Raw genomic sequence first — 14,470 nt, forward strand, 5'->3', positions numbered from 1 at the left:
TTATTCCATCTCCTTCTTGACATTTACAGCATTCATCCCTTTGGGACTACGTTCGAGGTCGAATGTCACAATATCGTTCTCTGATATTGTAGTAAGTACGTTGTTTACATGAAAAAAATACTTTTCGGTATTGGCAAGGTTTTTGATAAAACCGAAACCTTTTGAGGTATTGAAGAATTCTACTCTACCTTTTAAAATGACAGGTATTTCATCTTCCTTTTTAGGAGTTGATATGATGATTTCTTCCAATTTTATTTCCTCTTTCTTACTGTTTAGTTCGGGAGGAGTAGAGGTAATCATACCATTTTCGTCAACGTAAGCTATCATATCATCAAAACTGTTAGTTTTTCCTGACAGTCTCTTTTCTTCTTTCTTTTTTTGTTTTTCAGCTCGTTTGGCAAGCCTTTTTTTCTCGTTTTCACGCTTATCTGCGGATAAGGATTTAGCCATATTCTTATTGGGGTTTATATGAAAAGAGGAGGTCTTTGGTAGTACCTCCTCTTTTGTTATTAAAAATCTTAATATCTTCTAGAATTATAACCACCTCTTCTATCGTGATTACCACGGTTTGAAGGTCTTTCTTCTCTAGGACGGGCAATGTTTACTGAAATTGTTTTTTTATCAAATTCCGCTCCATTCAACTCATCGATAGCTTTTTGAGCAGCTGAATCATCGGACATTTCTACGAAAGCAAATCCTCTGGACTTTCCGGTCTCTCTGTCTAAAATAATTTTTGTAGAAGATACTTCTCCATACTCTGAAAATAAATCGTTCAAATCAGCTTCTGTAGTGCTGAAATTCAAACCTGCAATGTAAATGTTCATCTAATTGGTTTTTAAAAATAAATATTAAATTTGGAGTGAGGAAGATGATTAAAGAGAAGTCTACTTAAATAATTGGTATATTACAAAGAAGTACCGTGCAATAATGATTCATAACTCAAACTCTGCCTGCAAAGATAATACTTTATATTGGAAGAATACTCTGTTTTTTTTATTTTTAAGTAATAATTGAAGAGTTGGGACTATAAATTATCATTTACAACATTATTTCCCCCTCCTATTTGCATATCTTCTGAAAAAAGACGAAATTTGCGACGCTTTTAAACGGAACTTTATTAACACCTTTAAATAATTAAGAGAAATGACTAAAAGTGCATTGCAAATTGCAAGGGCTGCCTATCAGCCCAAACTTCCGAAAGCGCTGAGAGGTACTGTTAAAGCGGTAGCAGGTGTTGCTACTCAGTCGGTAGCCGATCAGGAAGCTATTCAGAAATTGTTTCCCAATACGTACGGAATGCCTTTGATTAAGTTTGAAACTGCAGATGGAGCCGCTAATTTCCCTGCTATGAATGTAGGCGTTATCCTTTCTGGAGGTCAGGCTCCCGGTGGTCACAACGTAATTTCCGGTATTTTCGATGGTATCAAGAAGTTGAATAAGGACAGTAAACTGTACGGTTTCATCCTTGGCCCCGGTGGTTTGGTAGATCATAACTATATGGAATTGACTGCCGATATCATTGATGAATACCGTAATACCGGTGGTTTCGACATCATCGGTTCAGGACGTACCAAATTGGAAAAAGAAGACCAATTTGAGAAAGGCCTTGAAATTTTGAAAAAATTGGATATCAAAGCATTGGTAATCATCGGTGGTGACGATTCTAATACAAACGCTTGCGTACTGGCTGAATATTATGCTGCCAAAAATTGCGGTGTGCAGGTTATCGGTTGTCCCAAAACTATCGATGGAGACTTGAAGAACGAAATGATTGAAACCTCTTTTGGTTTCGATACGGCTTGTAAGACTTACTCTGAAGTTATCGGTAACATCCAACGCGACTGTAACTCTGCACGTAAGTATTGGCACTTCATTAAATTGATGGGACGTTCCGCATCTCATATTGCTTTGGAATGTGCATTGCAAGTGCAACCCAATATCTGTATCATATCTGAAGAAGTTGAAGCCAATGATCTTTCTTTGGATGATATCGTAACCAATATAGCCAAGGTGGTGGCCGATCGTGCTGCTCAAGGTAATAACTTCGGTACGGTTCTTATTCCTGAAGGTCTGGTTGAATTCATCCCGGCTATGAAGCGTCTGATTGCTGAATTGAACGACTTCCTCGCTGCCAATGCAGAAGAATTCTCTCAGATTAAGAAATCACACCAACGTGACTATATTATCCGTAAACTCTCTCCGGAAAATGCGGCTATTTATGCAAGTCTTCCTGAAGGTGTTGCACGCCAGTTGTCATTGGATCGTGATCCTCACGGAAACGTACAGGTATCCCTCATTGAAACAGAGAAGCTGCTGTCTGAGATGGTAAGTACTAAGTTGGCTCAGTGGAAAGAAGAAGGTAAATATGTAGGTAAGTTTGCCGCACAGCATCACTTCTTCGGTTATGAAGGCCGTTGTGCTGCTCCGTCCAATTTTGATGCTGACTATTGTTACTCTTTGGGTTATGCAGCATCTGCATTGATTGCTAATGGTAAGACTGGTTATATGTCATCTGTACGTAATACTACTGCTCCTGCTGAAGAATGGATTGCTGGTGGTGTACCTATCACGATGATGATGAATATGGAACGTCGTCATGGTGAAATGAAACCTGTTATCCAAAAAGCTCTGGTGAAACTGGACGGTGCTCCTTTCAAGGCATTTGCTGCTCAACGTGACCGTTGGGCTATGGAGACAGATTACGTATATCCGGGTCCTATCCAATATTTCGGTCCTACTGAAGTTTGCGACCAGCCTACTAAGACTTTGCAATTAGAACAAGGTAAATAATGAATTAATATGAGTGAGGGGTGGAGTCTTTCCACCTCTTTCTTTTAAACGCAGATCGATATAGATTAATGTAAAGAAGAATAATCTGTGAGAATTTGCGTTAATCTGCGTTTGAAATTAATATGTCTGCTAAAACCAATCCGACTTCTCGCCGTAAATCCACTTCCCGTCGTTTTTCTTCACAGAAAAAAAAGAAGTCGCAGCCACGTATGCGTACTATGCCGATATGGTTACGTAATCTTTTGGCGCTTTGTATTGTTGTTGTTTTCTCGGCAGGTTTCTATTGGTTCTTCATTCGTCCTTATGCTTATCGTTGGAAACCTTGTTACGGGCAGAAAGGTTATGGAGTATGTATGCCTTGTAATTACGAGGTACATGGTATTGATATATCTCATTATCAGGGTGATATTGATTGGGAAAGGCTTCTTCACAGCAAGGACGTCAAATTTCCCATCCATTTTATTTTCATGAAAGCTACCGAAGGTGGTGATCATGGAGATGACACATTTACGCGGAATTTCGATCAAGCACGTAAATATGGCTTTATCCGTGGTGCTTATCACTACTTTTTGCCTAAAACAGATGCCAATAAACAGGCGGATTTTTTTATCCGTACCGTACAACTTTCCAAAGGTGACTTGCCTCCGGTACTTGATGTGGAAACTACCGGTAAGAAGTCTCCAGAAGAATTGAAAGTCTCCGTTAAAACCTGGCTCGATAGGATTGAGGCTCACTATGGAATGAAACCGATCCTTTATACTTCCTATAAATTCAAGAAACGTTATCTCAACGATTCTATTTTTAATACTTATCCCTATTGGATAGCCCACTACTACGTGGACTCCGTACGTTACGAAGGTAAGTGGCATTTTTGGCAACATACCGATGTAGGTATTGTACCTGGCATAGAAGAGGAGGTAGATTTGAATGTGTTTAATGGTACATTGGAAGAATTGCAATCACTTACCTTACAAAAATAAGCTTATTTGTATTAAATGGATAGTTCCTTTATGGCACTACCCTGACAATTTATAGCATGAACTTTACTACCACCCAACGGTTTTTCTCCCGTTGGTGTACGAAACGAAGTCCATTGCGTTCTGCTTCTGCCTGTATTACGGGAATATCATCTACATAAAAACCACTCATGTATAGTTCGGAACCGGGATGCATACAATGTACGTATTGTTTCATATCATTCAACAGGATATTACGGTTAATGTTGGCGATGATTACATCAAACGGACCTTTACCCGTCAATGAAGAAGCATCACCTTGTGATACATCGATTTTATCTACATCATTCAATTCGATGTTTTCGATGGAGTTGCGTACACACCACTCATCTATGTCGATAGCAGTACAAGGTACGGCGCCACGCATACGGGCCAGTATGGCAAGGATAGAAGTTCCGCAACCCATGTCCAGCAGAGATTTTCCTTGGAGGTCATTGTCTAACAGTTCGCCGATGATGAGACTGGTGGTTTCGTGGTGTCCGGTACCGAATGCCATTTGAGGATTGATAACGATATCGTATTCAACTTTGGGCACATCGTGGTGGAAAGTGCTGTGAATGACACAACGGTCCCCGATAACGATGGGCTGGAAAAAATTCTTTTCCCATTCCTCGTTCCAATCCTTGTCTTCCGCTTCCTGGTAAGTATAATTTATCTGTGTATCAGGTAAGGGGAAGTTTATAATAGCCTCTTTTAAAGCTGCTTCGTTATATAAATCTTTCTGGATATAGGCGGCAATACCGTCAGCTTGTTCTATAAAACTTTCAAAGCCTACTTCTCCCAAAACAGCAGATAATATGTCGTTCACAGTTTCTGTACAGGGAACGGTGCGGAATGCAAATTCTAAATATTTCATCGTAATCTGATTATTTGTTAAATGCAGAAGGTGCTTTCCGGTGATCAACTTATTTCTGCATATATTTGTTTATTCGCTACAAAGATAGGTCATTTAGGGAAATCCCTATAAATCTTTGGGGAAAATCTTCTATATAGGATAAATTCCGGCACTATCTTTGTGATGTGGAAAAGTATATAATAGTAACCCCATAAACCAAATGAATATGAAGAAGATTGTTTTTTTATCGCTTTTAGTCTTGTGTCTTCCGTGGACACTGTCGGCGCAAAGTGTGGATGACGACCTTTACTACGTGCCTTCCAAGAAAAAAGAAGAGAAGGTAGAGAAAAAGCAAACTCCTGCTGGTGATGCTGTTGTAGTAAAGACAAATGCACCGACTACGGTTTACTCGTCTCCGGGTAATACAACAATTGTTGTAAGAGACCGTAAAGGAAATACCCGTGATGTAGATGAATATAACCGTCGTTATGATTCTCGGGACAATGAATTTGTCTTAGAGAACGATACTCTGTATATAGATGAGAAAGACCAACCTGACCTGGACGGTGAATGGGTAAATGGTTTCAGTGGTTCGGAAGATGATTATGAATATGCTACGCGTATTATTCGTTTCCGTAATCCCCGTTATGCTATCAGTATAAGCAGCCCATTCTACTGGGACGTTGTCTATGGCTTGAATTCTTGGGATTGGAACGTATACACCGATGGTTTCTATGCATATGCTTTTCCCACTTTCTCCAATCGTTTGTGGTGGGACTGGCGCTATGGTTCCTATGGATGGGGTTGGGGATATCCTTACTATGGTTTCGGTTGGAACAGCTGGTACGGTCCGAGTTGGAGCTTTGGCTGGGGCGGCTGGTATGGTGGCTGGAGTGGATGGTGGGGACATCACCATTATTATCCCGGATACTATCCTGGTGGCGGCCATTGGTGGGGAGGTAGCGGCCATTGGGGACGTAATACTTATACTACACGTAGCTCTTCGGGAACAAGCAGTTATAGAAACTCTTCCACTGTGCGCAGAAGTGGATCTGCGGTGACACGTGGTTCTTCAGGTGCTGTCCGTTCTTCAAGTTCTGTCCGTTCCTCCGCTACTTCATCGTATAGAAGAGGAAATCAAAGCGGTACCACCAGACGGGTGGTAGGTACACGTTCGTCAGGAGAACGTACAGGGGTAACAACCCGTCCGGATGGTACATCTACACGTCGTAGCGTATATACTCGTCCAAGTAGCACACGTGTCGGAACATCAACTTCTACTCGTGGTGGTAGCGCAAGTTCTGTAGGTGAAAGAAATTCCAGTACAAGAAGTAGTTCTTCGTATAGCAGAAGTAATTCTACTTATAATAGGGGTAGCTCTACTGCACCGTCACGTAGTTATAATACAGAAAGTACCCGTCGCTCTTATAGTAGTCCTGTACAAAGTAATTCGTCTACTCGTAGTTATTCTTCCGGTGGTAGTTCGAGTTCCCGCAGCTATTCTTCCGGTGGTGGAGGTGGCTCTACACGTTCTTCTGGTGGCGGTGGGGGGTCTTCGAGAAGAAGATAGGTTTTAGTATTAATAGAAAAGATCAGTAGGATATGAAAAAGATAATAACTTTGGCTACACTGGGGCTGATGATAACAGCAGCCCCGATCGTTGCACAGACAGTGTATGATGCTGCTAAGATTACAAATAAAGATTTAAACGGTACTGCGCGTTTTGTGGGTATGGGTGGTGCAATGGGTGCCTTGGGGGGTGATATTTCCACCATTGGAACAAATCCTGCCGGTATCGGTATTTATCGGAGTAATGATGCGATGGTGTCATTTGGACTTTCTGCCTATGGAACTGAAAGTAACTATATGGGTAATAAGATAAACTCTGATAAAGTAAGAGCTTCTTTTGATAATGCGGGTTTCGTACTTGCTACGAAAATAGGGAATGCAACCACTTTGCGTTATGTAAATTTTGGTTTCAATTATCATAGGGCAAAATCGTTCTATAAAAATATGTCTATGAAAGGGAATTTGGGAGATCATTCTCAGACATTTCAAATGGCGGAACAAGCTACGGGGATAACCGATTGGGGAAATTATCCTTATGATGATAACAATATAGGGTGGCTTTCCGTACTGGGTTATGATAGTTGGTTGATTTCCAATCTTACGACAAAAGTCACAGATGTCCCCTATAAAGACAAGAATGGTAACCAGATATATAATATAAATGGTGAGCCTCTTTATGAGATGCCCGGTTCTTTCTACGGTATGACTGAGAATGGCCTTGCCAATTTCCGTTCTGAAGAACGTGGTGGGGTTGACCAGTACGATTTCAACATTTCCTTTAATATCAGCGATCGTGTTTATCTGGGTATGACTATCGGGGCTTATGCCGTCAATTATGATAAGTATAGTATCTATAGTGAAAATTATTCAGGAGATTATACTGGTGAAGGTTATGATTTGGTGAGCATGAATAAAATCAACGGTTCGGGCTTTGATCTGAAATTCGGAGCTATCGTCCGTCCTTTCGAATATTCCCCGTTCCGTATCGGTTTAGCTGTACATACACCTACTTACTATAAACTGGACTATAAGACAAGTGCTTATGTCCTGTCGGATGTTTATAGCGAAGTGACCGGCAAGATTGAGCCGCACGATATTTATACTTCCGATATGATCGAAGGTGATATGATCCGCCAATTCCGTCTTCAAACTCCGTGGACATATAATGTCAGCTTAGGATATACTATAGGCCGGAACTGGGCGTTGGGTGCCGAGTACGAGTATCAGGACTACTCTTCGATGAAGTTTAAGAATCCTGATGACGGATATTCGGATATGTTTGAATATGAAAATAGTACGACTCCTATGATGAAAGGAGTAAGTACTATACGTTTAGGTGCTGAGTATAAGGTAATTCCTCAATTCGCTTTACGTGCGGGATATAATTATAGTACGGCGATTTTCAATAGCGATGCCTATAAAGATTTGCCGATAAATTCTATTCAGACGGATACTGATTTTGCCAATACAAAGGCCTTGAGTAATTATACATTGGGTATTGGTTATCGGGGTTCCATGTTCTATGCAGATCTGGCATATAAGTTTTCGTCCTATAAAGAAGACTTTTATCCGTTTGTTGAAATGGACCATGTAATAGAAAATGGAATTACATATAGAACTTTAGGTGCTCTACCTGATGTCACTAAAGTAAAAAATACCCGTAGTCAAGTGTTGTTGACATTGGGGGTACGTTTCTAAGAAATCTGTTTTAGCAAATAACTTTTCATTGCAAATCCTTAGGTATAAACAGAAATCCCCGAAATACTTACCGTATTTCGGGGATTTCTGTTTATTATTGTAATGCTATTACCAATACCATGCAAAGCCGAGGGAAGCCGGATAAAGTTCGGGCCCTTTATTCTTTTCGAAGAATGAAGTCAGTGCAAAGCGTGCGTTAAAACCGAGACAACCATAACCGGCTTGTAGCAGGAGGTTTAAACCTAAGGGATTTGTATTCATATTACTACTTAGGGTATGCTTACTACCTTCATACTTGGCTCTTGATTTGATTCCGACACGCCACTCCACTTCAGGACCGGCAGTAATGAATGCACGGCTACTGCCGAACTTAGTTTGCCATTCCATACTGATAGGAAGACGGAAAGCCCAGTAACGTAACCAGCTTTTTTGGTAGTCCACACCTTCGGGAGCAGGTTGGCACACAGTGATACCGTCAATCTTCTCGAAACCATGGTTATCGTCAATTTTATGGACGATACGTGCAATACCCAATGCCGCTGTTATTCCCCAATGGTTATTGGGAGTCAAAGCAATACCCCCGCAGAACGGGTTGATACCCCATTCCCAGGATTTACTGCCGATCTGCGGTACGCCGGCCGAATATTGCAAAGCTCCCTTCGACAGTTTATCAAATCCTACGTAGACAGCCGGATAGTGAGGGTCGAAGCGATAATTTTTATTTTTCTTTTTGACAAAAGGTACTGATACGATAGTAGTTTGTTCAATGCTGCGCCCATTCAGATAGACGCCTTCAAAAACTTGAGCATTTTCAATGGTATCGTTATTCGATTTAGCTTCGTACATTTTTACCTTGATCTTGCCGTTATTTTCTTTGATCACCATTTTACGGCCATTCAGATAGATAGTGGTGTCTTGAGGAATACTTTCTTGTGCCATGGCGGTGATGGAAGACATAAGAAGAAATAATAATGAGCAAATGTGTTTCATAACGTTTGATATTTGTTAGTTTGATAAAATTACAATGGATAAAGGACGATTAGTCTTTACTGAACATCAGCGTCACAAGGTCGTCACTATCTATCTCACCTTCAATGTAGATAAGTGTAGCATCACCCTTCTTTCCTATACGGAAGAGGATGAAACGGTTGATATTGCCTTTTAGTGGCGGCAGTTGGTAATAACCCGATTGTATCTGTCCGTTACTCACTACCTCTTTTATTTTCTTGGCATGTTGTTTGTCTGTTTCCAAACAACGATAAATGTCCGGTAGCGCCTTTTCCACTTTTGCCAGTTTCAGACTTTGATAGTGGTTGATATCCCATTCCTTGGACAACATTTTGGAGAGTTCTACGTAAGTTGCCCCCTTTTGGTTACCGTATTTTTTGAATACGGAAGCTATCTGTAGACCTTGCTGGGCGTACAGGTCGGTACTGCACAGTAACAGTAAACAGCAAAACACGATACGAATGAGCTTTTTCATAAACATATATCTATTAATCTTATTCTATTCAAACATTAAATCAAGTACTTCATCCTGGTTCATCTGTACATCCTGGAAAGCCGAGAGTGCCTGTTCTCTTATGGTTTTTGCATCAGTATAACGCTTACCATTGATGATGACGTAATCGGAGGGAACGGTCCATGTATTTTGGCAAAGATCGGTAATGCCAATCAGTAATAGTATGCCGGCAGCTACACTTCCTATAATATAATACAGGCGATGTTTAGGTGAAAAATACTTATTGGTTTCTTTCACCTCATTTCGGAGTGATTGATGTATCTTGGCTTCTTGATCCAGGCAGACGAACAAAGGGCGATATGTTTCCAAATCTTCCGGTACTTGATCTTCCGTAAAGAAACGACGTAGTTCACGTTCTTCTTCGCAGGATGTTTCGCCTTCAAAGTATCTGTTTAATAATTCATCTATCTTCATCGTTCGTTCCTCCTTTTCTTTTCTTGAATGGTTTGCAGGTAAATGTCTCTCACTTTTTTCCGGGCTCTCGACAGATTACTGCGAATAGCTTCTGCTCCACATCCGGTGATTTCAGCTATCTCATCCGTTTCATATTCTTCGATATCTTTCATTCGCATGATGGTACGTTGCAAATTAGGAAGTGAATCGATAATTTCATGCATTAACCGTATTTCGTCCTTAATTTCCAATAATCGTTCCGGCGTTCCGCTGGAGGCAGTTACTTGTATGCTTTCCAATGGCTGGTCACTATTACGTTTACTTCGCCACATGTCCATGCAGAGGTTGTGTGTCAACGTCATGGCAAATGCTTCGATACTCCGGTATTGTTCCAATTCAAGTCTTTTATTCCACAACTTGAGTAATACCTCCTGGACAGCATCTTCTGCATCTTCCGGTTCGTCGGTCAACTTCCGTGCATAGTTCAATAGTTTGTTACGGAGTGGGAGAACGGTTATTTTAAATTGTTTAAGTTCCATTTCTGTATATGAGACGAACGAGATCTATAAACGTGACATCAAAAGTAGGAAAAAATAAAAAAAGGTGTTCTTCTTTTTGGGAAGAACACCTTTTACCTTAAACTTCAGAAGGATTATTTCTTGAAATAGCGATTATACAGGCCTTCAAAACCTTTGCCGTGACGAGCTTCGTCCTTAGCCATTTCATGAACAGTGTCATGGATAGCATCCAAGTTCAATGCTTTTGCACGGGTAGCAATGCGTTTTTTATCTTCGCAGGCACCTGATTCAGCATTCATTCTTTTTTCGAGGTTAGTCTTGGTGTCCCATACACAGTCACCCAGTAGTTCGGCGAACTTAGCAGCGTGTTCTGCTTCTTCCCAAGCATAACGCTTGAAAGCTTCTGCAACTTCAGGGTAGCCTTCACGATCTGCCTGACGACTCATTGCCAAATACATACCGACTTCTGTACATTCACCCATGAAGTGGTTATTCAGGTCTTTGATCATTTCGTCATCACATCCTTTAGCTACACCAATTACGTGTTCGTCAGCGAAAGTCAGGGCACCACCCGGTTCTTCTACAACTTCAACGAATTTGCTGGCAGGAGCTTTACACAAAGGACATTTTTCAGGAGCTGCGTCACCCTCGTATACATAACCGCATACAGTACATCTAAATTTTTTCATTTTTTTCAGATTTTAAATAGTTGAATTAGTTATTGTTCGTTTTTATAAACTGTTCGTTTTCTATGCAATCTTTACAGATACCTTTATAATAGTAATGTATTTCCTGCACTTCATGTCCATCCATATCCGTATCTTCTACTTTTTTAATGTTAGCGTCGCAATGTAAATCATAAATTTTTCCGCAACGTTTACATAGGAAATGCGCATGTGGATTAGTATCCGCATCATAACAAGTATTTCTCTCATCGATGGTCAACGTTTGTGCCGCACCTTGTTCGCTAAGAAGTTTCAAGGTATTATAAACAGTTGTTTTCGATAAAGTAGGAATAGAAGGCGAAAGCGCCGTATATATCTCATCCACTGTAGGATGCGTATGATGCTCCATCAAGTAATTCATTATAGCTATTCGCTGTACCGAAGGCTTAATGTTGTGCATTTGCAGTCTTTTTACTACATCCATACTATTTAATAGTTCAAACTTGTAATAATTACACTTTTATTTCTTTTGCAAAGATAGGTACTTCTTTGAATACTCCAAAAAAAATAGAGAATTTTTTATATACTATCAGGTGAAAGAATTGATAATTTTGTGTTTATAGATAAATTGCCGTATTTTTGTACTCAAATATATAATAGAATTCTTATGAATTACGGATATGTCAAGGTAGCGGCGGCTGTGCCCCGTGTCAAGGTGGCGGACTGCAAGTTCAATGCCGGACAAATTGAAAAAGAGATTATCATTGCCGATGGAAAAGGAGTACAAATCATTGCTTTTCCTGAATTGTGCATCACCGGATATACTTGTGCAGACCTTTTTTCACAACAGCTTTTACTTGAAGAAGCAGAGATGGGCTTGATACAAATCCTGAATAATACACGTCAATTGGATATCATATCCATATTGGGGATGCCTATAACATTGAATGGATCATTATTGAATGCAGCAGTTGTCATTCAGAAAGGTAAAGTGCTGGGTGTGGTACCTAAAACTTATCTGCCCAATTATAAAGAATTTTATGAGAAACGTTGGTTTACTTCTGCTTGTGAGATTTCTGACAGTAATGTGCGTCTTTGCGGGCAGATTGTGCCTATGGGACGGAATTTACTTTTTGAAACGGCTGATACCACTTTCGGAATTGAAATCTGCGAGGATTTGTGGGCACCTGTGCCTCCCAGTTCGATGTTAGCGTTGCAAGGAGCAGAGATTTTGTTCAATTTGTCGGCTGATAATGAAGGTATAGGTAAACATAACTATCTCCGTTCGCTCATCAGCCAGCAGTCAGCCCGTTGCATTGCCGGGTATGTATTCAGTTCGTGCGGTTTTGGAGAATCGACTACTGATGTTGTGTTTGCAGGTAATGGATTGATTTATGAGAATGGTACGTTGCTGGCTGCCAATGAACGTTTTTCGTTTGAGGAGCAAGTTGTAATCAGTGAAATAGATGTAGAACATCTGCGTACGGAACGTCGTGTTAATACTACTTTTGCCGCTTGCCATGCTTATTGTGCACCGGAACCTCCGGTACGTATTTCTACAGAATACGTCAATAGTAAAGAACTCAATCTTACCCGTACTTTTGAACCTCATCCGTTTGTTCCGCAAGGAGCTGCACTGAATGAACGTTGTGAAGAAATATTTTCCATTCAGGTATCCGGATTGGCTCAGCGGTTGGTACATACCAATGCTAAGAGTGCGGTAGTCGGTATTTCTGGTGGATTGGATTCTACATTGGCATTACTGGTTTGTGTTAAGACATTCGATAAACTGGGATGGGAACGTAAAGGAATTATCGGCGTTACGATGCCGGGATTCGGAACTACCGACCGTACGCATACCAATGCTATTGACTTGATGAATTCTTTAGGAGTGACTGTACGTGAGGTGAGTATCAAAGGGGCCTGTATCCAGCATTTCAAGGATATAGACCATGACATCAATGTACATGATGTGGTTTATGAGAATGCTCAGGCACGTGAACGTACACAGATATTGATGGATATTGCCAACCAGACTTGGGGGATGGTTATCGGGACGGGGGACCTTTCGGAACTTGCTTTGGGTTGGGCTACTTATAATGGCGACCATATGTCGATGTATGGTGTCAATGGAAGTGTTCCTAAGACACTTGTCAAACATTTGGTGAAGTGGGTAGCCGAAAATGATATGGATGAGGCATCACGTGCAACATTATTGGATATTGTGGATACTCCCATTAGCCCCGAACTAATTCCTGCTGATGAAAATGGAAATATCCGGCAGATTACCGAAGATTTGGTCGGTCCTTATGAGTTGCATGATTTTTTCCTTTATTATTTTTTACGTTGTGGCTTCCGGCCTTCCAAGATCTTCTTTCTGGCGTCACGTACTTTCAAAGGAACTTATGATGAAGAGATCATAAAAAAGTGGTTGAAAACTTTCTTCCGTCGCTTTTTCAATCAACAATTCAAGCGTTCCTGTTTACCGGATGGACCGAAGGTAGGAAGTATCTCGATCAGTCCACGGGGAGATTGGCGTATGCCGAGTGATGCTTCGTCGGAGATGTGGCTGAGGGAAGTGGAGACATTATAAGATAAATGACCATTTAAGGGCACAGTGTCCCTAAATGGTCATTTATAATATTTCGTATAAATCTCTTTATATTCTTTTTTTTCTTTAAACTTCTCCAACCAGGTATTAAGGCTATCCAGAAGTACCGGAGACTGCTTGCTCACACCCCATGAATAGAATTGCGTAAAACTAATGGCGGTATTGATATCGATTTGCGGTAAACTGTCAGCTGCTGCACGTGCGATACTTTCATCACATACGGCATAGTCGATGTCTCCGTGGGCAACAAGAGATATTAATTGTTCGGAACCATATTTATCTATTTCTTTTACATAGATTGTATCTCCGATTTCATTCCCTAAATTATGTATACGTAGTATGGAAGGAGAGCCTTTTACCACATTCAAGGTCTTTCCCGCTAAATCCAATTGGCTTTTAATAAAAAGAGAATCGTCGGAAGACTCTGTTTTCCGTTGTACCAACACTTGCCTGTTCAGTGCAATCGGAGTGGTAAGAAGTAAAGAGTCTTTCAGTTCGCTGGTAGCCAATATCCCGTAAGCAATCACATCATATTTACCATCGGCTAGGCCGGACAATCGTTTATTGAAACTCATTTCAGGTGAGATTGCCACTTTCAGATGATGATCGCGGGCAAAAGCTTCAATCAGTTCATAATGAAAACCAGAAAGCGTATCACCGTCCACATAGAAACTGATGGAATTATATTCCGTCGCTGCATGTAAGATACCTTCGGATGCGATTTCTGCATAATCACGAGGTTTACCTTTAGGTTTCTCCTTTGGGGGCATCAGGAAAGTAGCGATTAGAGCCGTCACCACTCCTAAGATGACATATCTCAATAACTTGGTTTTTTTCATATTTCGGGTAGATT

15 protein-coding genes are annotated in these 14,470 nt (G+C 40.7%); 5 read left to right on the forward strand and 10 right to left on the reverse strand.

Annotated elements, in window-relative coordinates; genetic code table 11:
* A complete protein-coding gene (locus tag C1A09_RS14220) occupies positions 1-450 on the reverse strand; it encodes a cold-shock protein (protein ID WP_101545360.1) in 450 nt (149 codons plus the stop codon).
* Positions 451-518: 68 nt separating this feature from the next.
* Complete coding sequence (rbp, locus tag C1A09_RS14225; RefSeq protein ID WP_101545363.1) at positions 519-824, reverse strand: RNA-binding regulator; 306 nt, start codon at positions 822-824, stop codon at positions 519-521.
* Between the two features lie 319 nt (positions 825-1,143).
* Between rbp and C1A09_RS14230 the strand changes: the two genes are divergently transcribed.
* Both C1A09_RS14230 and C1A09_RS14235 read left to right on the forward strand, forming a co-directional pair.
* Entirely contained in the window at positions 1,144-2,790 is a 1,647-nt protein-coding gene (locus tag C1A09_RS14230) for a diphosphate--fructose-6-phosphate 1-phosphotransferase (protein WP_101545366.1), read from the forward strand.
* Positions 2,791-2,912: 122 nt separating this feature from the next.
* Positions 2,913-3,770: a glycoside hydrolase family 25 protein gene (locus C1A09_RS14235; RefSeq protein ID WP_101545369.1), complete on the forward strand. Its 858-nt coding sequence runs from the start codon at positions 2,913-2,915 to the stop codon at positions 3,768-3,770.
* Positions 3,771-3,819: 49 nt separating this feature from the next.
* Here C1A09_RS14235 and prmA read toward each other — a convergent pair whose 3' ends face one another.
* Positions 3,820-4,662, reverse strand: a complete 843-nt coding sequence (gene prmA / locus C1A09_RS14240; protein ID WP_101545547.1) for a 50S ribosomal protein L11 methyltransferase — start codon at positions 4,660-4,662, stop codon at positions 3,820-3,822.
* Between the two features lie 205 nt (positions 4,663-4,867).
* On the opposite strand from prmA, the gene C1A09_RS14245 reads away from it, so the two are divergent.
* Together C1A09_RS14245 and C1A09_RS14250 are read left to right on the forward strand one after the other, a co-directional pair.
* Positions 4,868-6,211 (forward strand): hypothetical protein, encoded by a 1,344-nt coding sequence (locus C1A09_RS14245; RefSeq protein ID WP_101545550.1) that lies wholly within the window; start codon positions 4,868-4,870, stop codon positions 6,209-6,211.
* Between the two features lie 32 nt (positions 6,212-6,243).
* The gene (locus C1A09_RS14250; protein ID WP_101545372.1) at positions 6,244-7,908 is read left to right on the forward strand and encodes an outer membrane protein transport protein; all 1,665 of its coding nucleotides are present in this window, start codon (positions 6,244-6,246) and stop codon (positions 7,906-7,908) included.
* 108 nt (positions 7,909-8,016) lie between these two features.
* Here C1A09_RS14250 and C1A09_RS14255 read toward each other — a convergent pair whose 3' ends face one another.
* The 6 genes from C1A09_RS14255 to C1A09_RS14280 all read right to left on the reverse strand — a co-directional run bounded on the left by C1A09_RS14255 (position 8,017) and on the right by C1A09_RS14280 (position 11,490).
* Positions 8,017-8,898: a hypothetical protein gene (locus C1A09_RS14255; protein WP_101545375.1), complete on the reverse strand. Its 882-nt coding sequence runs from the start codon at positions 8,896-8,898 to the stop codon at positions 8,017-8,019.
* 49 nt (positions 8,899-8,947) lie between these two features.
* Positions 8,948-9,391, reverse strand: coding sequence for a DUF6108 family protein (locus C1A09_RS14260; RefSeq protein WP_101545552.1), 444 nt, complete (start codon positions 9,389-9,391; stop codon positions 8,948-8,950).
* A 24-nt stretch (positions 9,392-9,415) separates the two neighbouring features.
* On the reverse strand, positions 9,416-9,844 hold the full coding sequence (locus tag C1A09_RS14265) for a PG0215 family putative anti-sigma factor (protein WP_101545378.1): 429 nt from the start codon (positions 9,842-9,844) through the stop codon (positions 9,416-9,418).
* Positions 9,841-10,362, reverse strand: coding sequence for a GFO_1088 family ECF-type sigma factor (locus C1A09_RS14270; protein WP_101545381.1), 522 nt, complete (start codon positions 10,360-10,362; stop codon positions 9,841-9,843). The genes C1A09_RS14265 and C1A09_RS14270 overlap by 4 nt, the downstream gene beginning before the upstream one ends.
* A gap of 113 nt (positions 10,363-10,475) precedes the next feature.
* Complete coding sequence (locus tag C1A09_RS14275; protein WP_101545383.1) at positions 10,476-11,030, reverse strand: NADH peroxidase; 555 nt, start codon at positions 11,028-11,030, stop codon at positions 10,476-10,478.
* Between the two features lie 25 nt (positions 11,031-11,055).
* The gene (locus tag C1A09_RS14280; protein WP_101545385.1) at positions 11,056-11,490 is read right to left on the reverse strand and encodes a Fur family transcriptional regulator; all 435 of its coding nucleotides are present in this window, start codon (positions 11,488-11,490) and stop codon (positions 11,056-11,058) included.
* Between the two features lie 183 nt (positions 11,491-11,673).
* On the opposite strand from C1A09_RS14280, the gene C1A09_RS14285 reads away from it, so the two are divergent.
* Positions 11,674-13,599: an NAD(+) synthase gene (locus C1A09_RS14285; RefSeq protein ID WP_101545387.1), complete on the forward strand. Its 1,926-nt coding sequence runs from the start codon at positions 11,674-11,676 to the stop codon at positions 13,597-13,599.
* 38 nt (positions 13,600-13,637) lie between these two features.
* On the opposite strand, the gene C1A09_RS14290 is transcribed toward C1A09_RS14285, so the two are convergent.
* A complete protein-coding gene (locus C1A09_RS14290) occupies positions 13,638-14,456 on the reverse strand; it encodes a transporter substrate-binding domain-containing protein (protein ID WP_101545389.1) in 819 nt (272 codons plus the stop codon).
* Positions 14,457-14,470: the final 14 nt, after the last annotated feature.

The organism is Bacteroides cutis (assembly GCF_900241005.1).
Classification (GTDB): Bacteria; Bacteroidota; Bacteroidia; order Bacteroidales; family Bacteroidaceae; genus Bacteroides; species Bacteroides cutis.

Coding starts and splice junctions, on each gene's coding strand:
- C1A09_RS14235 (WP_101545369.1), top strand. CDS start 2,913: ATGTCTGCTAAAACCAATCCGACTTCTCGCCGTAAATCCACTTCCCGT.
- C1A09_RS14255 (WP_101545375.1), bottom strand. CDS start 8,898: ATGAAACACATTTGCTCATTATTATTTCTTCTTATGTCTTCCATCACC.
- prmA (WP_101545547.1), bottom strand. CDS start 4,662: ATGAAATATTTAGAATTTGCATTCCGCACCGTTCCCTGTACAGAAACT.
- C1A09_RS14280 (WP_101545385.1), bottom strand. CDS start 11,490: ATGGATGTAGTAAAAAGACTGCAAATGCACAACATTAAGCCTTCGGTA.
- C1A09_RS14260 (WP_101545552.1), bottom strand. CDS start 9,391: ATGAAAAAGCTCATTCGTATCGTGTTTTGCTGTTTACTGTTACTGTGC.
- C1A09_RS14245 (WP_101545550.1), top strand. CDS start 4,868: ATGAAGAAGATTGTTTTTTTATCGCTTTTAGTCTTGTGTCTTCCGTGG.
- C1A09_RS14275 (WP_101545383.1), bottom strand. CDS start 11,030: ATGAAAAAATTTAGATGTACTGTATGCGGTTATGTATACGAGGGTGAC.
- C1A09_RS14270 (WP_101545381.1), bottom strand. CDS start 10,362: ATGGAACTTAAACAATTTAAAATAACCGTTCTCCCACTCCGTAACAAA.
- C1A09_RS14250 (WP_101545372.1), top strand. CDS start 6,244: ATGAAAAAGATAATAACTTTGGCTACACTGGGGCTGATGATAACAGCA.
- C1A09_RS14290 (WP_101545389.1), bottom strand. CDS start 14,456: ATGAAAAAAACCAAGTTATTGAGATATGTCATCTTAGGAGTGGTGACG.
- C1A09_RS14230 (WP_101545366.1), top strand. CDS start 1,144: ATGACTAAAAGTGCATTGCAAATTGCAAGGGCTGCCTATCAGCCCAAA.
- C1A09_RS14285 (WP_101545387.1), top strand. CDS start 11,674: ATGAATTACGGATATGTCAAGGTAGCGGCGGCTGTGCCCCGTGTCAAG.
- C1A09_RS14265 (WP_101545378.1), bottom strand. CDS start 9,844: ATGAAGATAGATGAATTATTAAACAGATACTTTGAAGGCGAAACATCC.
- rbp (WP_101545363.1), bottom strand. CDS start 824: ATGAACATTTACATTGCAGGTTTGAATTTCAGCACTACAGAAGCTGAT.
- C1A09_RS14220 (WP_101545360.1), bottom strand. CDS start 450: ATGGCTAAATCCTTATCCGCAGATAAGCGTGAAAACGAGAAAAAAAGG.